This window comes from Pseudomonas sp. Hz4, from assembly GCF_054898165.1.
This window is the reverse complement of record NZ_CM142719.1, coordinates 3907322-3924908: the sequence shown is the minus strand read 5'-3', so window position 1 is coordinate 3924908 and position 17587 is coordinate 3907322. Positions and strand designations below refer to the sequence as shown.

The 17587-nt window shown below is 59.2% G+C and carries 19 protein-coding genes; 13 read left to right on the top strand and 6 right to left on the bottom strand.

What is annotated here, in order from left to right:
* The first annotated feature begins 1 nt into the window (after nucleotide 1).
* From ACYZTR_RS17885 to ACYZTR_RS17830, 12 genes are read left to right on the top strand one after another with little or no spacing between them, the layout of a single operon-like run.
* Entirely contained in the window at nucleotides 2–1708 is a 1707-nt protein-coding gene (locus ACYZTR_RS17885; protein ID WP_461972974.1) for a GspE/PulE family protein, read from the top strand.
* Nucleotides 1689–2492: a hypothetical protein gene (locus ACYZTR_RS17880; RefSeq protein WP_461972973.1), complete on the top strand. Its 804-nt coding sequence runs from the start codon at nucleotides 1689–1691 to the stop codon at nucleotides 2490–2492. The genes ACYZTR_RS17885 and ACYZTR_RS17880 overlap by 20 nt, the downstream gene beginning before the upstream one ends.
* Before the next feature lies 1 nt (nucleotide 2493).
* A complete protein-coding gene (locus ACYZTR_RS17875) occupies nucleotides 2494–3039 on the top strand; it encodes a PilN domain-containing protein (RefSeq protein WP_283183909.1) in 546 nt (181 codons plus the stop codon).
* Nucleotides 3026–3574 carry a GspMb/PilO family protein gene (locus ACYZTR_RS17870; RefSeq protein WP_461972971.1) on the top strand — a complete coding sequence of 183 codons (549 nt, stop codon included), beginning with the start codon at nucleotides 3026–3028 and terminating at the stop codon, nucleotides 3572–3574. Before ACYZTR_RS17875 ends, ACYZTR_RS17870 begins: the two co-directional genes overlap by 14 nt.
* Nucleotides 3574–4092, top strand: a complete 519-nt coding sequence (locus tag ACYZTR_RS17865; RefSeq protein WP_461972969.1) for a hypothetical protein — start codon at nucleotides 3574–3576, stop codon at nucleotides 4090–4092. Before ACYZTR_RS17870 ends, ACYZTR_RS17865 begins: the two co-directional genes overlap by 1 nt.
* A complete protein-coding gene (locus ACYZTR_RS17860) occupies nucleotides 4089–5918 on the top strand; it encodes a secretin N-terminal domain-containing protein (protein WP_461972967.1) in 1830 nt (609 codons plus the stop codon). Before ACYZTR_RS17865 ends, ACYZTR_RS17860 begins: the two co-directional genes overlap by 4 nt.
* Nucleotides 5919–5920: 2 nt before the next feature.
* A complete protein-coding gene (locus tag ACYZTR_RS17855) occupies nucleotides 5921–6394 on the top strand; it encodes a type II secretion system protein (RefSeq protein WP_461972965.1) in 474 nt (157 codons plus the stop codon).
* 4 nt (nucleotides 6395–6398) lie between these two features.
* On the top strand, nucleotides 6399–6773 hold the full coding sequence (locus ACYZTR_RS17850) for a type II secretion system protein (RefSeq protein WP_461972963.1): 375 nt from the start codon (nucleotides 6399–6401) through the stop codon (nucleotides 6771–6773).
* Nucleotides 6748–7293, top strand: coding sequence for a type II secretion system protein (locus tag ACYZTR_RS17845; RefSeq protein WP_461972961.1), 546 nt, complete (start codon nucleotides 6748–6750; stop codon nucleotides 7291–7293). Before ACYZTR_RS17850 ends, ACYZTR_RS17845 begins: the two co-directional genes overlap by 26 nt.
* Nucleotides 7290–7682, top strand: a complete 393-nt coding sequence (gene csgE / locus ACYZTR_RS17840) for a curli production assembly/transport protein CsgE (RefSeq protein ID WP_282381189.1) — start codon at nucleotides 7290–7292, stop codon at nucleotides 7680–7682. The genes ACYZTR_RS17845 and csgE overlap by 4 nt, the downstream gene beginning before the upstream one ends.
* On the top strand, nucleotides 7679–8098 hold the full coding sequence (locus ACYZTR_RS17835; protein WP_461972959.1) for a curli assembly protein CsgF: 420 nt from the start codon (nucleotides 7679–7681) through the stop codon (nucleotides 8096–8098). Before csgE ends, ACYZTR_RS17835 begins: the two co-directional genes overlap by 4 nt.
* A 31-nt stretch (nucleotides 8099–8129) precedes the next feature.
* Complete coding sequence (locus tag ACYZTR_RS17830) at nucleotides 8130–8996, top strand: CsgG/HfaB family protein (RefSeq protein ID WP_461972957.1); 867 nt, start codon at nucleotides 8130–8132, stop codon at nucleotides 8994–8996.
* Nucleotides 8997–9606: 610 nt separating this feature from the next.
* Here ACYZTR_RS17830 and ACYZTR_RS17825 read toward each other — a convergent pair.
* From ACYZTR_RS17825 to ACYZTR_RS17815, 3 genes are read right to left on the bottom strand one after another with little or no spacing between them, the layout of a single operon-like run.
* Nucleotides 9607–10392, bottom strand: a complete 786-nt coding sequence (locus ACYZTR_RS17825) for a hypothetical protein (protein ID WP_461972955.1) — start codon at nucleotides 10390–10392, stop codon at nucleotides 9607–9609.
* A 45-nt stretch (nucleotides 10393–10437) separates the two neighbouring features.
* Complete coding sequence (locus ACYZTR_RS17820) at nucleotides 10438–10821, bottom strand: hypothetical protein (RefSeq protein ID WP_461972953.1); 384 nt, start codon at nucleotides 10819–10821, stop codon at nucleotides 10438–10440.
* Nucleotides 10821–12146 (bottom strand): hypothetical protein, encoded by a 1326-nt coding sequence (locus tag ACYZTR_RS17815; protein WP_461972952.1) that lies wholly within the window; start codon nucleotides 12144–12146, stop codon nucleotides 10821–10823. The genes ACYZTR_RS17820 and ACYZTR_RS17815 overlap by 1 nt, the downstream gene beginning before the upstream one ends.
* Nucleotides 12147–12871: 725 nt before the next feature.
* On the opposite strand from ACYZTR_RS17815, the gene ACYZTR_RS17810 reads away from it, so the two are divergent.
* Nucleotides 12872–13144: a DUF6124 family protein gene (locus ACYZTR_RS17810; protein WP_461972950.1), complete on the top strand. Its 273-nt coding sequence runs from the start codon at nucleotides 12872–12874 to the stop codon at nucleotides 13142–13144.
* Nucleotides 13145–13321: 177 nt separating this feature from the next.
* Here the strand turns inward: ACYZTR_RS17810 and ACYZTR_RS17805 are convergent, their stop codons facing one another.
* The 3 genes from ACYZTR_RS17805 to ACYZTR_RS17795 are packed head-to-tail and all read right to left on the bottom strand — an operon-like array spanning nucleotide 13322 to nucleotide 17554.
* The gene (locus tag ACYZTR_RS17805) at nucleotides 13322–14770 is read right to left on the bottom strand and encodes a curlin (RefSeq protein ID WP_461972948.1); all 1449 of its coding nucleotides are present in this window, start codon (nucleotides 14768–14770) and stop codon (nucleotides 13322–13324) included.
* A 27-nt stretch (nucleotides 14771–14797) separates the two neighbouring features.
* Nucleotides 14798–15259, bottom strand: coding sequence for a curlin (locus ACYZTR_RS17800; RefSeq protein WP_461972946.1), 462 nt, complete (start codon nucleotides 15257–15259; stop codon nucleotides 14798–14800).
* A gap of 60 nt (nucleotides 15260–15319) precedes the next feature.
* Entirely contained in the window at nucleotides 15320–17554 is a 2235-nt protein-coding gene (locus ACYZTR_RS17795; RefSeq protein WP_461972944.1) for an Ig-like domain-containing protein, read from the bottom strand.
* Nucleotides 17555–17587: the final 33 nt, after the last annotated feature.

Here is a 17587-nt window from a genome sequence, read left to right as displayed (position 1 = left end):
CATGGACCGTCTATCCCTTGCCGTCGAACCGGCGCTGTTGGACTGTGTACCGTCTCGATTTTCCAGTGAACAACTGGCTCAGGCCCGGGCCAGGGCCACCCGTTCCGGCGAACGTATCCTGGAAGCCCTCGGGGTGTTGTGCGAACTGGCCCCCATGCCCTTCATCCAGTGCCTCGGCGCCACCCTGCATTATCCGGTGCTCGACACCGACGCCCTGTTTCAAGCCACCCCGGTGTTCGACCGGGTCACCCTGGCCCAATGCCTCAAGCGCGAATTCATCCTGCTGCGTCACGACGATGCGGTCATTGGTGTGTTTGCCGACCCGTTCGACACGACTCGTCTGGCCTGGATCGACGACTGCCTGCACGGCGCGCCGCTGTACCTGGTGCATGCCGATGACCTGAAAGCCTACCTGGCACGCCACGAGGAGAGCTTCCACGCCGTGGAATCGCTCAACGCCCAGGCCGGCGCCACTATCGAAATCGATACCCTGCAAAGCCTGTCCCTGACCAGCATCAGCGAAGACGCCAGCGTGGTGGTCAAACTGGTCAACTCGACCCTCTACGACGCGCTGAAAATGCACGCCAGCGATATCCATCTGGGCACCACCGGCAGCGGCCTGGTGATCAAATACCGGATCGATGGCGTGTTGAACAACATCAGCAAAATCCAGGGCAGCGAGTTCGCCGAGCAAGTGATTTCCCGGGTCAAGGTCATGGCCGAACTGGACATCGGCGAAAAACGCGTGCCCCAGGACGGTCGCTTCAAGATCGGCATCAGCGGCCGGCAGATCGACTTTCGGGTCTCGATCATGCCGAGCATTTTCGGCGAAGACGCGGTGCTGCGGGTCCTCGACAAACAGGACCTGGCCGACAAGGTCTGCGGCGTGCAGTTGCAAGCCCTGGGCTTCGAAGATGAAATCCTGCGCCATCTGCGTCGGCTGGCGGCCGAACCTTACGGCATGGTGCTGGTGACCGGCCCGACCGGTAGCGGCAAAACCACCACGCTGTACGCGATGATCACCGAGATCAACCACGGCGTGGAAAAGATCATCACCATTGAAGACCCGGTGGAGTACCAACTGCCGGGCGTGCTGCAAATCCCGGTCAACGAAAAGAAAGGCCTGACCTTCGCCCGTGGTTTGCGTTCGATCCTGCGCCATGACCCGGACAAGATCATGGTCGGTGAAATCCGCGACCCCGACACCGCACAGATCGCTGTGCAATCGGCGCTCACCGGGCACCTGGTGTTTACCACCATTCACGCCAACAACGTGTTCGACGTGATCGGCCGCTTCACTCAGATGGAAATCGATCCTTACAGCCTCGTCTCCGCCCTCAATGCCGTGCTGGCCCAACGCTTGATCCGACTGGTCTGCGCCAGTTGCAGCGCGCCGAGCAACCCGACTGACGAAGAACTGCGCGCTTCGGGCCTCGATCCGCAAAAGGTCGATCACTACCACTTCGTCCACGGCAAGGGCTGCGGCCATTGCCGGGGCACCGGTTACCGCGGGCGTACAGCGATTGCCGAACTGCTGCACCTCGACGACGAGCTGCGGCAAATGATCGTCGAGCGCCAACCCATTTCGAAAATCAAGGCCCTGGCTTGCAGCCGTGGCTTGCGCCTGTTGCGCGAGTCGGCACTGGAGCTGGTTGCAGAGGGGCGGACCACGCTCGAGGAGATCAATCGTGTCACTTTTATCTCGTGATCGTTTTGTCGCCGTGCTCGGCGCCAGTGGTGTCGGGCTGGGCCAGCGCCGTGGCAGTGAAACCCTTTGGCTGGGCAGCATCGGTTTTATCGACGAAGGCTTCCATGCCTGGGCCGTGGCCCTGGAAACGCTCGACCGTCTGCTGGTCGAGCACACCCGTCCCGGTGCCGAACTGAGTGTGGTGATCTCCGGGCACTTCAGCCGCTTCTGTCTGGTGCCTTGGAGCGAACAGATCAGCAGCCCTGCCGAATTGCTCGGTTTTGCCCAACTGTGTTTCGAAGACCTTTACGGTGTGCCGACTCAACCCTGGAGCATGGTGCTGTCGGCTGAACCGGCGGGCTACGACCGGGTCGCCACCGCGCTGCCGCAAGACTTGCTGACGCAGCTGCGAACGCAGGTCGCTACTTGTGGCCTGCGCCTGCGTTCGGTGCAGCCGTACCTGATGGCGGCGTTCAATCATTTCGATAAAAGCTTGGACGCCGACGACTTCCTGTTCGTGGTCGCCGAGCCGGTGCGCAGCGTGTTGCTGCTGGCCCGGGAAGGGCGCTGGACATCGGTGCGTTCGGTGGGCAGCAGCGACAGCGACGCCGCACTGACGGCATTGATCGGTCGTGAAAACCAATTGCAGGCGTCCATCAGCGACCGGCCGCTGAGCGTTTATCTGCATGCGCCGGCGCGCATTGACTCGCACCCTGACGTACCCGGTGTGCACCTGCGCGCCCTCGAAGAAGACCGGACATCCGTACGCGATGGCTTGTACGTCATGTCCCGAGCGGTGGCCTGATATGCGCGCCCTGATGCTCGATTTCCAGCCGCCTCGCCGCTCGGGCCCTTTGGGCTGGAGCCTGCTGGCCGGTGGCGTGGTGCTGACGCTGACCTGCTTGCTGGTTCAGCAACACCTCAGTGAACAGGCCGCGCAACAACAAGGCCATTTGCAAACTGCCCAGCGTGGACTCACCGGCGACACCGGCGGCAAAGTCAGCCTGACCCCGGCCGAAACCCGCGAACAGGCGCACAACCTGGCCGAGATGCGCAAAGTGTCCCAGCAATTGCGCCGGCCTTGGGAGCGTCTGTTCGCCATGCTCGAAGCCATGCCCCGGGACGACATTGCTTTATTGACCCTGACCCCGGATGCCCGCAAAGGCCAGGTGCGAATCAGCGCCGAAGCGCGGGACCTGGAAGCCATGCTCGACTTCCACCGCAGCCTCGAAGCCAGCGACGAGCTGTCCGATGTGTCGCTGCTCAGCCACGAAATCGTCGCGAACGTGCCGGAACACCCGGTGCAATTCAACCTGTCGGCTACTTGGGAGATTGGCGATGCAAATCCCTAGATTGATCGTCCACGAATACTTGCAAGGCTTGGGCACTCCCGGCCTGGCAGGGCTGGCGATGTTGCTGCTGGCGCTGGCGTATGGCCTGGTGGGCCTGATGCCTGACTGGCAGTCGCTGCAAACCCTCAGCCAACAGACTCGGGAAGCCGGCGAATACCTGGCCAACGTCGAAGACGGCACGGTTGCCGCTCCGGTGGTGCCGCAACGTCAGCTCGACGATTTCCGCAGCAAGTTGCCGTCCCAGCCTCAGGCCACCGTGGCCATCGACAAGATCTACGCGCTGGCGACCCAGGAACACATCACCCTGGCGCGTGGTGAATATTCCCTGGGCATCGACCCCAAGACGCACCTGGCCCGGTATCAGATTCTGCTGCCGGTGCGCGGCAGCTACCCGCAACTGCGGCGCTTCCTGCATGCCTTGCTCGGCCAGTTGCCGGCGGTGGTGGTGGAAGACGTGGAGTTCCAGCGTAAAAAAATCGCCGACACCGACCTCACCGGGCGGATCCGCATGACCCTTTACCTGTCGAGGTCATGATGAAAACCAAACGCGTAGTGGGCTGGGTGGCGTTCTTCGGCGTGGCGTCGGCGCTGACCTGGCTGCCTGAATATTTCACGTCATCGCAGGAGGGCGATGCTTCGGTTGCCGCCCTGGCGACCCCGGCTAAAAGCAAAATACGCGGTGCGCTGCCCGCCGCGTCCGCCGGTAAAACTGCGGCGGCAGTCAAGGACCTGGGCCCGGCTGGCGACCTGTTCGCCGCCCGTAGCTGGAAGGCTGCGCAGCAGCTCGCCACCGTCACCGAACAACCCGTCAACCTGACCCCGGTCGTGCAAGCCCCCAGCGCACCACCGATGCCTTTCCAGTTCATTGGCAAGCTGAGTGACCGTTCGGACCTGCAAGTGTTTTTGCAGGACGGCGAAAAAATATACGTCGTACGCAAGGGGGATGTGATCGACGAAACCTGGCGGATAGAAGGGATTTCCGATGTGGAACTCAGCTTTGTCTACCTGCCTCTGCATTTGTCTCAGACTTTGTCTGTGGGGAGCACGCAATGAACAGATCCCGTTTGCTGATGAGCCTTTGCCTTTGTGCAGGGTTGGCCGCGTGCAGTTCCGCGCAGGTCGCCAAACAAGAGGCGACTGACCTGATGGAGTCGGGACAGTACGAAGCCGGCCTGGCCCGTATCGAGGAAGGGCTCAGGGAAAACCCTCGCGACACCGAGCTGCACCTGGCTCTGAACAGCGGCCGTGCCCGTGCGGTGACGGCGCTGTTGACCCAGGGCGACATGGATCGCGCCCAGCGTGATTTCGCTTCTGCCCGCCAGGCATACGGCCGGGTGTTGACCATCGAACCGAACAACCGCCGTGCCCAGGACTCGCTGCGTCAGCTCGATCACATGCGCAGCCTGGATGAAAAACTTGAACTGGCCCGTGGCGACCTGCGGCGCGGCGATATCTACGGCGCCGACCGTCAGTTGAAACAGATCCTCGAACTGGACCCGAAAAATGAAGGGGCGCTGGAGCTGCAAAGCAACGTCCGCCTGGTGCAAAGCCGCAACGTGATTGCGTATCCACAACTGCGGACCCGTCTGGACCGTCCGGTGACCCTGGAATTTCGCGACGCCAACCTGAAAACCATCTTCGAAGTGCTGTCGCAGGTCGCCGGTTTGAATTTCATCTTCGACAAGGACCTGCGCCCGGACATGAAAGCCACGATCTTCGTGCGTGACGTGCGCATCGAAGACGCTGTGGAATTGCTGCTGCAACAGAACCAGCTGCACCAGAAAGTGGTGAACGAAAACACCTTGCTGATCTACCCGGACTCGCCGCAGAAGGTCAAGGATTACCAAGAGCTGGTGATGCGCACCTTTTACCTGACCAGCATCGATGCCAACACCGCGCTGAACATGATCAAAACCATGCTCAAGACCCGCGACGTGTTTGTCGATGAACGCCTCAATACCCTGACCATGCGCGACTCTGAAGACGCGATCCGCATGGCCGAAAAACTCCTGCAATCGCAGGATCAGTCCAACCCTGAAGTGGTGCTGGAAGTGGAGGTGATGGAAGTCGCCACCCAGCGGATTCTCGACCTTGGCCTGCAATGGCCGAACACTTTCGGCGTGGTCAACAGCGACGGCTCGGCCGTGACTCTGCTCGATCAACTCAAAGGCATCAACTCCAGCCGGATCTCCATCTCTCCGTCGCCGCAGGCCAAGATCAACGCCCAGGACAACGACATCAACACCCTGGCCAGCCCGGTGATTCGGGTCAGCAACCGCGAACAGGCGCGCATCCACATCGGTCAGCGCGTGCCGATCATCAGCGCCACTTCGGTGCCCTCGACTCAAGGCCCGGTGATCACTGAAAGCGTCACCTACCTGGACGTCGGTCTGAAGCTCGAAGTGCAGCCGACCGTGCATTTGAACAACGAAGTGGCGATCAAAATCGCCCTGGAAGTGAGTAACGCCACGCCACTGGAACCCACCCGTCAGGGCACCATTCCTGTCCAAGTCGATACTCGCAACGCCCAAACCACCTTGCGCCTGCATGACGGCGAAACCCAGATCCTCGCCGGCCTGATGCGCAACGACCATGGCGCCACCGGCAACAAGATCCCCGGCCTTGGTGATATTCCCGGCCTGGGCCGCTTGTTTGGCAGCAACAAGGACACAGTCGGCAAGTCGGAGCTGGTGCTGTCGATCACGCCGCGGATCGTGCGCAACCTGCCGTACCAGAGCCCGTCGGACATGGAGTTCACCACCGGTACCGAAACCAGCATGCACATTCAGGCACCGGACCGTGGGATGGACTCGGCGATTCGCTCAGAGACCCTCAGTGCTCCGGTTGCCTCCACCCACGTTGTCGTCGAGAAGCCTTGATCATGAACGCCTCGCAACGCGGTTTTACCTTGATCGAAGTCGTGGTGACGCTGGCCCTGATCGGCTTGCTGGCCGGCATGGCTGCGCCGCTGACCGAGACCGTGGTACGCCGGGGCAAGGAGCAGGATCTGCGCGCTGCGCTGTACCAGATTCGCGATGCCATCGACGCCTACAAACGTGCTTTCGACGCCGGCTATATCGAGAAATCCCTGAACAGCAGCGGCTACCCGCCGAACCTGCAAGTGCTGGTGGACGGTGTGCGCGATGTGCGCAGCGCCAAGGGCGCCAAGTTCTTCTTTTTACGGCGTGTGCCCCATGACCCGCTGGCGCCGGTCAAGCGTGACGACGAAGGCGGCTGGGGCGTGCGCTCCTACGACAGTACGGCTCAAAACCCGCGCGAAGGCGAAGACGTCTTTGACGTTTACTCCAAGGCTCGCGGCAAGGGTCTCAACGGCATCGCCTACCGGGAGTGGTGAGATTATGCGTCGGGAAAAGGGGTTTACCCTGCTGGAACTGATGGTGGTCATGGCAATCATCGCCACCCTGATGACCATCGCGTTGCCACGTTATTTCAACAGCCTCGAGGCCTCGAAAGAGACCACGCTGCGCCAGAGCCTGTCGGCCATGCGTGAAGCACTGGATCACTACTACGGCGACACCGGGAGTTATCCCGATTCCATCGAACAGATGGTCGAGCAGCGTTACCTGCGCAACCCGCCGATGGACCCGATCGCTGAACGCAAAGACCTCTGGGTGTTGGTGGCGCCGCCTGACGGCGTCCCGGGCGGGGTCGCCGATATCAAAAGCGGTGCCACAGGGAGGGCGCGTGATGGCAGCCTGTATTCTGAGTGGTAAACCCTCAAACGAGGCCGGTTTTACTTACCTGGGCGTGCTGTTTCTGATCATGTTGATGGGCATGGGCCTGGCCAGCGCTGGCGAGTTATGGTCCACCGCCTCGCGCCGTGATCGTGAACGCCAGTTGCTCTGGGTCGGTACTCAATACGCTCAGGCATTGCGCAGCTACTACCGCAGTTCACCTGGCCTGGCCCAGTACCCTCAAGCGCTGGCGGACCTGGTGCAGGACGAGCGTTTTCCGTCGCCCAAACACCACTTGCGCAACCTGTACCCGGACCCGATCGGGGGGGGCGAATGGACGCTGATGCGTGGTTTCGACGGGCGCATCACCGGCCTCAACAGCCCCTCTACGGACAAGCCGCTCAAGCAGGCGGATTTCCCCACTCAATGGTCGGACTTCACCGGCATGGCGAGTTACAAGGACTGGCAGTTCGTGGCCGAGAAGGCCTTCCTCGAGGGTGCGTCCGCGCCCAAAGGCCCCTCCAAAAACGCGTCAGGCGTTGGGGCGGTGATGCCATGAACAGACACTGGCTACCGGCTCTGGTCCTGATGCTGATGACGTCTTTCGTGTCGGCCGCCGAAGAAGACGAAATGTTGGGTTTTATCGTCGACGACACGATCTCGCACATCGGCCACGACTTTTACTACTCGTTCAGTGAACGCCTGCGCGCCACCAGCCCGATGGACTTCAACCTGGTGGTGCGTGAACGACCTTCGGCACGCTGGGGCAGCCTGGTGACCGTGGAATATCAGCAACGATTGGTTTATCGGCGCTTCCTGCCGCCGAACACCGTGGAGTTGAAGGACGAGGCCTATGAGGCTGCCGATCTGGTCCGCGTGCAGATCGTCCAGCGCAAGCTGGAAGCCTTGTTGCAGGACACCACCGACCTTGAGAGGGACGAACTATGAACATTGGAACTTTCTCGAAACGCACGGGCATGTGGTTACTAGGGCTTGGCAGCTGTGGGCTGGTCCAGGCCACGGAGCTGGTCTACACGCCCGTCAACCCATCGTTCGGCGGCAACCCATTGAACGGGACCTGGTTGCTCAACAACGCCCAGGCGCAGAACGACTACGACGACCCTGACTTGAAGGACCGTGCGTCCGTGGCCGGCGCTTCGGCCCTGGAGCGCTTCACCAGTCAGCTGCAATCACGACTGCTAGGTCAGTTGATGGACAACATCTCCGCGGGCAATGCCGGGAGCCTGACCACCGACGCTTTTGTTGTGAACGTCATCGATGACTCCGGGGCACTGACTATTGAAGTGACCGACCGAGCGACCGGTGAAGTTTCCGAAATTCAGGTGAATGGCCTGGCCCCTTGACGGGGATTTGGGTCGATGGGGAGTTAAGGATATGAAAAAAATAATAGCGCTAGGGCTAATGTTGGCGACATTACAAGGGTGCAGTTTGCGCGAGCCGATGGGGGCCGAGCAAGACACCGAATCACCGACCCTGACACCTCGGGCGTCGACCTATTACGACTTGCTGAACATGCCACGACCCAAGGGCCGGTTGATGGCGGTGGTGTATGGCTTCCGGGATCAGACCGGGCAGTACAAACCGACCCCGGCCAGTTCGTTTTCCACCAGCGTGACGCAGGGCGCGGCCAGCATGTTGATGGATGCGTTGCAGGCCAGTGGCTGGTTTGTGGTGCTGGAACGGGAAGGGCTGCAGAACCTGTTGACTGAACGCAAGATCATTCGCGCCTCGCAGAAGAAGCCGAATACGCCGGTGAATATCCAGGGCGAGTTGCCGCCGTTGCAGGCCGCCAATTTGATGCTGGAGGGCGGGATTATTGCCTATGACACCAACGTGCGCAGTGGCGGGGAAGGGGCGCGGTATCTGGGGATCGATATTTCCCGTGAGTATCGGGTGGATCAGGTGTCGGTGAACCTTCGTGCCGTCGATGTGCGCAGTGGGCAGGTGTTGGCCAATGTGATGACGAGTAAGACGATTTACTCTGTTGGGCGCAGTGCCGGGGTGTTCAAGTTTATCGAGTTCAAGAAGTTGCTGGAGGCTGAGGTGGGTTACACCACGAACGAGCCGGCGCAGTTGTGTGTGTTGTCGGCGATCGAGGCGGCCGTTGGGCATTTGCTGGCGCAGGGGATTGAGCGGAATTTGTGGCAGGTGGCGGGGGATAATTCTTCGCCTGATAACAATGCGACGCTTGACCGTTATCTGACTCAGAACAAGGTTGTGCCTGAGGGTGAGGAAGAGTGAACCGAGGCGGCCTTCGGGCCGACCTCGCTTTTTCGGATGCACACGAAACCCTTGTGGGAGCTGGCTTGTCGGGTCGCCGCATCGCTGCGATGGCGGCCTGACAGCCGACCTATTTCTTCCAGGTGTACATATCCATTTCTGCGGTAACGGCCGCTAATGGTTTCGCTTTTACAGCGACTCACTTTTTCAAACGCCGGAGTGCCGGCCCAGCAAAAAGTAAGCAAAAGGCTTACCTGCAAGTCTTAATGCAGCGGGGATCAACATTGATAGAGGCACCGGCGGAGGTAGCTCCGGGTTGACGGAGAGGCTCAGGGCGTGAAGGGGCGGGTGGATCAAGAACAAGAGCCGCAGGCGAGCTAACGCTCGGCCTGTTGAGTGGTGAAGGGCAGAGTGTGCGCCGATTAATTGTGGGAGCTGGCTTGTCGGGTCGCCGCATCGCTGCGATGGCGGCCTGACAGCCGACCTATTTCTTTCAGGTGTACATATCCATTCCTGCGGCAACGGCCACTTAGGTTTTCGCCCTTGCGGCTAGTCCTTTCAAGGACTTCGCGTTTTAGCGGCCTCTAGTATCTGGATGCAAAAATCTAGATATGCGTCTAAGCGTTGCGTGTTAGCCCAGTAGTCCAGTGACCTTCCCCAGCCCCCAAAGCGCTACCAAACCGAAGAATGAACAGGCAGTAAATCTCTGCGAGATTTCGATCCAACGTCGAAGATGGCCAGGAAACGTCTTAACGGCTTTTATCACCTGCGCATCACTGCCAAAAACAAAATCGCTATCTGGCGCCAGCATCAAAGAAATGTGAGTCAAGCGGCAGAGGCGACCGAGCAACCCGTCACCCAACACCCGGCGGTTGCGGCCGATGAAGTATGAACTCTCAAGATAGGATTCGAATTCCTCAAGCTTGAAAAAAGAGAGTCCGGCGCGCAATGACATAGCCATTAAAAAGACGATCACGGAAGCAACCCAAGCAGCAGTGAAGGCTAACGCCATTTCACTCATAGGATTGGAGATGGTCCAAATCAAGTTCAAATAACCGTCGCCTACCCACAAAAACAAGATGATTCCAAATGCGATAAATATTAAGGTTCTCGGGATGACGACCCATCGCTTCAGCGGCGTTGGCAAAAGTTCCGCCTCTCGAAAGGACTCATGATCAAACATGCAAAGATGATTGGGTGTGCCCATTAGTTCACCAATTTCCCTAAGTCGCCTCATTCGATCAATCGGGCCATTTCGAACACTTGATCGGGCGCGCCTCCAACCATAAGAACTGAAATGTTTTTCAATGTGATCGAGCTTGAAATAGGCTGCGTACAAAAGAACCCCTTGGCTGATAAAAATTAATAAAAACATACCCATGCCTAAGATAAGAGAAATGTCTTTGGCTTCATTCATGAATGTAGGGACTCGTATTGGGTCGTAGAATTAGCTGCTGGTTCTTCATTTGAGTAGGCCGGTGTATTTCCCATATAACCAAAGAACCACCACCGCCCCTGTAACGAAATAGGCAACATGAAATGGATACGCTGCCCAGCGCTTAAGCCTTTTAGGCAACCGTTTCACTTCTTCAACTGATAAGGGTTCCTGGCGCTGAATTTTTTTAGACGAGATTAAAGCGCTGATTGCGGCCAGACGAAAAATTCTTCCATGATGCCCCGTGCCCCACGTGAGGCGGTTGACGCATATGGAATCCAGTTGCTTGAAATGCTTTTCCAGCGCTTCGAGTTTTGTATGAGCAGCATAAAAAATGATAGCTACGTCGAAAAGGCTCAGCAGGATAAGCGCTCCCCAGACCCAGGCGAGTGTTGTTCTAGTGAGTTCCATTATTCAGAATGCTCATAGAGTTCTTGCCCAATCAGTTCGCTGCCGTCGGTCATCAGCGTTCCGGTTCCGGTGGCGCCTACCGCGCCGGCAACGAGTACACAAACGAGTTTTCCGAGTCCTTTTACTTTTGCACACACAGAGGTGCCTATTTTCGAGCCTGCTGCACCCCCGGCGACAGCTCCGGCTGTACCGCCCACCATTTTTGCGCCCTCAACAAATTTCATTTGCTTGCATTCATCCTCGCGACCAGTAGTGCATACCTCATGAATTTTTAAACTGGATGCGCCTAACTGCAGACCAATCCCGACATAACCACCAGCTTTCATATATTTTGCCGCTCGTGAGACACCCTCAATGTTCGTTGCGTACCCAGGCAACTGTGTTGGTGCCCCAGCCTTGTCCCAACGATGAATCGTTCTGCGAGTTGATAACCCCAAGGCTCGCTTGAGTTTCGGGTGATCCGCAATGCCGGTGCCTTTGCGTACGAGTGACCCAAGGCTGGCATCAAGCTTCGCCATAAGTCGTTTACGCTTGGAAAAAAACTCTGGCGAATGCAGATTGCGGTACTGGCGATATTGTTGCTGATGCAGCTCCTCCAGTTCTTTGAGGGCATTTTTCAAACCCTCCAGATGCTGCCCAATCATGAACGACACCACACCCAACGATCCCGCCGACACCTCCAGAAACGGCTCAATCACTTCATGGTGTTCAACCATAAACGAAGCCTCTTCATCACTCAGATCCTTGAGCGCCTCGTTGACCTTCTCGGCAGCAATTATCATCTGCGCCTCTTCTCGCCGGCACATGTAATGCCGTGGATCGCTGAAGATCACCATTTGCCCCGGTTTCACCCTTTCACCGAGATGGCGATTGAGTGAACGAAATTCTCGTAGTAATGCATCGCTTGGTGAGCCTTCGTACAGCGAGCGTTCCAGCGACTCAAGGCTCATGGGCTTTTCAATTATGTGAAATCCGGACTCCGCCGGTTTGGGCTGCGTGAAGCCGTGATCTTCGACCAGATGTTGCGCCGGTGGTGGTTCGGGTTTGGACTTAAAACCATTCCATGAACCGCCACTGTTATCCAGATTGACGCGAGGTGTGACCATTACCCAATCACCGTTGCTCACGGCGTTGATCAGTTTTTGCTGGTGGGCGGCCTGCATGTAGTTGGAGTGGTTGGCACCTACAGCATTCAGCAGGTCGTCGAAGCCTTGTAAGTCATACGGGTAGTTCAGGGCTTGGCGAAGGGCGTCGATGGCTTGATGGCTGTCGAGTACCTGGCCGCGCTGGCCAGCGAGTTGGTGTTGGGGGATGAGTTTGGTCACGCTTTGTACCCGGTCCTTGGAAACGGGGCACTTTGGCGATAGGGCTCAATGGTGGATGCCGGGGGATTCAGTTTGGCTTGTAGGGGAAGTCCGAATTTTTCTCGGTGTTTGGGGGAGGGTGGTTTGTCAGCGGGTTACTGGCTGAATGACAGGGCCAATCGCGGGCAAGCCACGCTCCCACAGTTGATCCGCGTCGTGCACAAAACACGCGAGACGGCCTGACAGCCGAGCAGTTGTTCCCGGCCGTACTCAATCCCCTGTGGGAGCGAGCTTGCTCGCGATGACAATGGGTCAGCTGACATCAATGTTGAATGAAACACCGCAATCGCGAGCAGGCTCGCACACAGGGAATATGTGCTGATTCGAGGGGCGTGTTTAATGGCGTTTAGCGTTACTTCCTGAAAGCTACAGATCCTTGCGCCGTTGCCTACGACTACGCCAGAATCCGCCGGCTTGTGTGCTTTGTACCTGGTCTTTATCGTTTCCCCATCGCTGCCAATCCAGCGATCGGGTTTAGCGACCCGACCAGGTATAAGTGCAACAATGCACCCGTCTATATTGCAGGCGATCTTATGTCCGCAGTTTCGATATGGTGGCTGTGCGCGGGAGACCCTCGGGTCTGCCGGGTCTTATACCTCTCGGTTCGCTAACCTGCGTACAGCCGCCACCCTTACTTGTTTAGCGACAGGTTCTGGTGGTTCCATCAGGTATAACGGAGCTTCCCCATGTTCAAACCCACACCCAATCCCCCCAAAGACTCCCCGATACGCAAACCCGGCACGATGTTCCTCATCGCCCCGGACATCGACACCGAAAGCCTATTAGCCCATGCCTGCGAATCTCTGGCGTCAGCCAGTGTCATGGCCACTGATTTCGCGGTGTTTCCGGAGGGGCCGCAGCGCAGCATGTTATTGGGCATCCAGCAGGTCATCATGCTGGCCGACCTGGCGGTAAATCGGGCGCTGGATAACATCGATCCGCAAGACTCACCCACGTAACTGATCGTTCCCACGCTCTGCGTGGGAATGCCGCCAGGGACGCTCCGCGTTCCGCTTCTGGATGTGACGCAGAGCGTCACGGGATGCATTCCCACGCGGAGCGTGGGAACGATCAATCAGCCCATAAAAAAACCGCGCGCCCCCCACCCAGGGCCGCGGTTTTTTTTTGCCTTGCGATTATTGCTGAAACACAGTCGCCCGGTTGTCGCTGCCCGTTTGCTGCACAGTCGCCATCTGGGTCATGCCACTCTGATCAACACTGGCAATGTTCCCAGTACCACCCTGTGTCACATAAGCCACGTTCATGGTGTCAGCCTGTTTGACTGTGATCATGTTGTCGCTGCCATACAGCTGCGTGGTGAACGCCAGGTTGCCGGTGCCGGACTGGTCGAACTCGGTGGTGTTGCCAGTGCCAGTGCTAGTGCCTTGGGCCAGGTTGGTGGTGCCGCGCTGGTCGGCGATGAGGATGTTGTCGCTGCCGTTCTGGTCGAAGTAGAGCTCGTTGTAGTTTTCAGCCTGTTTGACCGTGGTTTTGTTGCCGGTGCCCGTCTGGCTGGTGGTCATGATGTGGCCGACGCCGTCTTGTTTGAAGCTGGCGGTGTTGTTGTTGCCGGCCTGGGTGATGGTTGCGCGCTGGTTGCTGCCGAATTGGCCGCCCAGTTGCGGGCCTTTCCAGTCGCTGGCGTAGACCTTGTTTTCAGTCCCCACGGAGGTGGCGTTCAGCACATGGCTGTCGCCGCTCTGGTAGGTGAAGTGCACGTTGCCGGTGCCTTGTTGATAGAGCGCCAGGACCGAGCCGACGGAGTCGAACTGGTCGGCGTAGATCGCGTTGACGTCGCCGACTTGCAGGACCTGGGCATTGTTGTTTTCACCGAAGCTTTGGTCGACCACGGTCTCGTTGGTTTGCCCGTACTGGTTGACGGTGGCCTCGCTGGCGGTTTGCCCGCCTTGCCAGACTTCGGTGCCGTTGAAGTCGCCGAACTGGTTGATGGTCACGGTGCCGCCGTTGCCATCGCGCTGGTCGCCATAGGCGTAGTTACCTTCGCCCGCCTGGTTGAGATTGATCTGGCCACCCATGTGGGCGATCTGTTCGGCGGTGGCGTAGTTGGCGGTGCCGTACTGGATGATCACTGCGTTGTTGGCAATGCCCAGTTGGATCTGTTCGATGTTGGCCTCATTGCTGTCACCAAACTGGAAGGTTTGGCCTTTGGTGGCTTCCTGACTGTCCTGATAAATGAACGAGAAGTTGCCGGTGCCTTGCTGTTGTTGCAGCGCTTCGTTGCCACCCATGCCGATCGACTGGCTGGCATGGCTGCTATTGCCGCTGCCGACCTGTTGTTGGGTGATGGTGCTGCCGTTCTCGAACAGTTGCTCGGCGTAACCGGCGTTGTAGTCGCCGACTTGATCCTGGGTGATGGTGCCGGTGGCGTTGTCTTGCACCGCCGCGGCATCGTTGCCCTCGCCGAGTTGCTGCTGGGTGGCGGTACTGAACGGGGCCGCGGTCTGTTTCACATCTGCGACGTTGGCGGTACCGAGCTGGTCCTGGGTGGAAACGCTGTCGGCGGCCATCGCCTGGGCACTGACAATGACCAGGATGGCGGCGGTGAGGGGCGTCAGTTTGAACATGATGAAACCTCCAAATGGTGCAGTGCTTTAGCGGTATTGTTTGACCGAAACGCTCATGCCGTTTCCGGACTGGGTCACGGCGCTTGAAAGCCCCGTACCGGCCTGGTCGATGCTGGCGTCGTTGTTATTGCCGTTCTGGGAAATCTGCGCGCGGTTGTGGCTGCCGGTCTGGGTGATCGAGGCGGCGTTGCCGGAACCTTGCTGAGTGATCATTGCCATCAGGTCGCTGCCTTGTTGCAGGATGTAGGCTTCCTGATTACTGCCCGACTGGACGATGCGACCGAGCAGCGACTGGCCGTTCTGTTGCAGCAGCGCGACGTTGGCCTGCCCGTTCTGATCGATCAGTGCTTGCTGGCCAATCGGTGGGGGTGACTCGCCGAGGTCGGCGCCGGGGGCCAGGTCGTCGTTCTCCATCAAATCGTCGGCGCGCACGCCCGCACTGTTGCAGAGCAGAAGCAGGCAGAGCAGGGCGGCGGTTGGCGTTTTCATGGCTGCGTCCTTTAGGAAGAGGCCGGCCCCACCCACCGAATCGGCGGGTGGGGCAAGGGCTCAGTTGGAGATCACCGACACCGTGCGCACGGTGCCCTGGGACGAGCGGATGGTCGCCGTCGGATTAGCCGACGGAATCACCGTAGTGCTGTTGCTCACCGTCAACCGCCAGCGCCCGGTCAGCGGCACTGTGGTGCTGCCCAGGGTTACCAGCCCGGTCGGGGTGGTGACCTGGATGGTGATGGTGTTGCCGGTGGTCACCGATGAAGTGCCAGTGAAGTCCCAGTTGAAGCGGTTGTTGGAACGGGCCGACACCGTTGCAGTGGTCACCGCAAAGGTTTCCGCAGCAGGCCTTGGCGAGACTTGCACCGTGATCGTGGCCGGTGACGTCGACAGGGCGCCAAAGCTGTCCCGGGCGATGTAAGTGAAGGTCGTGGTGAAGGCCGTCGTGACCGTGGCCGGTGGGGTGTAGGTGATCACCGTGCCGTTGCTGCTGACGGTGCCGCGACCTGCCGGTGGTTGGGTGAAACTGGCGACCGCTAGAGGCACGTTGCCTTCCGGATCGGTGTCGTTGGCCAACACGTTGATCGGAACCGCCACGCCCAGGGTCGCGATGCTGTCGGCGACAGCCACCGGAGACTGGTTAGGCGCAACGGTAATGGTCACGGTCGCCGCAGCGGTCGAGGCCAGGCCTTTGACGTCTTGAGCCTTGTAGGTGAAGGTCGTGGTCAGCGGTGCATTGACCACGGCGGGTGGGGTATAGACCACCGATGCCGCTCCGTTCAATGCCACGGTGCCTTGGCCGGCGGCCGGTTGGGTCAGCGCGGTGATGCTCAGTGGCGTATTGCCGTCCGGGTCGCTGTCGTTGGCCAGCAGGTTGAGGGTGATCGGCACGCCGAAGCTGGTGCTGCCGGTATCGGCAACGGTCAGCGGCGCCTGGTTCTCGCCGGTATCCGGTGCGGTACCGACGACCACTACGGGCTCGGTATCGCTGCCGCCTGCCGCGGATTTGACCGTGACGCTGGCCGGTGGCTGAGTCAGGTCGGCGATGGTCAGGCGTTGCAAGGTGCCGGATTTCGACAGACGTCCGTAACCCTGCGCGACCATGTCAGGCACTGCCACTTCGTCAGTGGAGGTCGCCTCGATCAGCAGGCTGTGATTGCTCCAGTTGTAGTGAGCGGTCTGGATTTTCACCACGTCAGTGAGCTTGCTCGATACTGCCGTCGGCCGAGTTGTACCCGTCGGGTTGGTGGCGGTGATTACTACGACCGGAGGCACGTTGCCGGTGAACAGACGTTGGCCGAAGAACAATCCATTGTTGTCTCCGGTCATGTTGATCAGACACGGCGAAATAGGTGGGCCGGGTACCAGGGCAACGCTTTCGCGCAAGCACAGGCTCGAACTGTTGCCCGATTTACCAAAGACTTCGACCCGAGCGCTGTTGCCGGTGCGCCGGTAGGTGGCACGGTCAATCTCCACCGGTGTTTGCGCGCGGTTATCGAGGACTTTGCCGGAGACAGTAAACAGGTTGGTCTGGAGGGTCCCGGCCGGTCCCTGTATACGGACGAAGTTGGTGTTGTTGGGGCTGCCGGTGACTTGTTCGGTGAGGTTGGGGTCGCCGACGAAGGTTTCGATCGCGCCCGTGTCCGGGTTCACTTCGGTGTAGGGGCCATTGACGCTGCGCAGGAAGGGTCCGACAGCACCGTTCAATGCCCCGTTGAAAACTCCCGGCACACCGACGCCGATGTCTCTGGTGATGTTGATTGCGCGACGACCGGGGGTGGTGACGTTGACCGTTTCCACGCCATAAGGGTGAGTAATGGTGTAGGTCCCAGCGACGGGCACATTGATCCGCATACGAATCCGCGCAAAGCTGATTTGATCGCCGTCTTGCGGAGTCCCGCCGGCAAAAGCTGCTTCTATCCCGGCCACGTAAGCGTCCATTCCATAGCCAGCGGCATTGTTGGGAATGTTCGTCCCGGCGAGGAACCAGAAGGCTTCGTCTGGCCAGTTATCCGGGAACACCATCGGCAGGGTGTCGTCGAAAATGCCCGGTGTCGGCAGCAGGGTGCACATGTAGGCCGGTGGCGTGGCAGCCGGTACCCGCGAACTGGCGGCTCGGGATTGGCAGAGTTCCATCGACAGCAGATTGTTGTCCTGATACCAGATCGGGAATTTCCCCGTGGCAAAGGTGTAAGGGCCGGGGTCGACGACAGCGAGTTGCGCGAACGCGCTGCCGGACAGCGATAGAGTCAGTCCCAGGGCGTTGAGCGCCAGGCGTGGCCAATTGTTCATGATGCCTCCTGATGAGGATCTGGGCATGTGAGC

Bases quoted from the DNA above. Each gene is read 5' to 3' on its own strand.
- ACYZTR_RS17885 (WP_461972974.1), top strand. From the start codon at position 2: ATGGACCGTCTATCCCTTGCCGTCGAACCGGCGCTGTTGGACTGTGTA.
- ACYZTR_RS17875 (WP_283183909.1), top strand. From the start codon at position 2,494: ATGCGCGCCCTGATGCTCGATTTCCAGCCGCCTCGCCGCTCGGGCCCT.
- ACYZTR_RS17870 (WP_461972971.1), top strand. From the start codon at position 3,026: ATGCAAATCCCTAGATTGATCGTCCACGAATACTTGCAAGGCTTGGGC.
- ACYZTR_RS17865 (WP_461972969.1), top strand. From the start codon at position 3,574: ATGAAAACCAAACGCGTAGTGGGCTGGGTGGCGTTCTTCGGCGTGGCG.
- ACYZTR_RS17860 (WP_461972967.1), top strand. From the start codon at position 4,089: ATGAACAGATCCCGTTTGCTGATGAGCCTTTGCCTTTGTGCAGGGTTG.
- ACYZTR_RS17855 (WP_461972965.1), top strand. From the start codon at position 5,921: ATGAACGCCTCGCAACGCGGTTTTACCTTGATCGAAGTCGTGGTGACG.
- ACYZTR_RS17850 (WP_461972963.1), top strand. From the start codon at position 6,399: ATGCGTCGGGAAAAGGGGTTTACCCTGCTGGAACTGATGGTGGTCATG.
- ACYZTR_RS17845 (WP_461972961.1), top strand. From the start codon at position 6,748: ATGGCAGCCTGTATTCTGAGTGGTAAACCCTCAAACGAGGCCGGTTTT.
- csgE (WP_282381189.1), top strand. From the start codon at position 7,290: ATGAACAGACACTGGCTACCGGCTCTGGTCCTGATGCTGATGACGTCT.
- ACYZTR_RS17835 (WP_461972959.1), top strand. From the start codon at position 7,679: ATGAACATTGGAACTTTCTCGAAACGCACGGGCATGTGGTTACTAGGG.
- ACYZTR_RS17830 (WP_461972957.1), top strand. From the start codon at position 8,130: ATGAAAAAAATAATAGCGCTAGGGCTAATGTTGGCGACATTACAAGGG.
- ACYZTR_RS17825 (WP_461972955.1), bottom strand. From the start codon at position 10,392: ATGAATGAAGCCAAAGACATTTCTCTTATCTTAGGCATGGGTATGTTT.
- ACYZTR_RS17820 (WP_461972953.1), bottom strand. From the start codon at position 10,821: ATGGAACTCACTAGAACAACACTCGCCTGGGTCTGGGGAGCGCTTATC.
- ACYZTR_RS17810 (WP_461972950.1), top strand. From the start codon at position 12,872: ATGTTCAAACCCACACCCAATCCCCCCAAAGACTCCCCGATACGCAAA.
- ACYZTR_RS17805 (WP_461972948.1), bottom strand. From the start codon at position 14,770: ATGTTCAAACTGACGCCCCTCACCGCCGCCATCCTGGTCATTGTCAGT.
- ACYZTR_RS17800 (WP_461972946.1), bottom strand. From the start codon at position 15,259: ATGAAAACGCCAACCGCCGCCCTGCTCTGCCTGCTTCTGCTCTGCAAC.
- ACYZTR_RS17795 (WP_461972944.1), bottom strand. From the start codon at position 17,554: ATGAACAATTGGCCACGCCTGGCGCTCAACGCCCTGGGACTGACTCTA.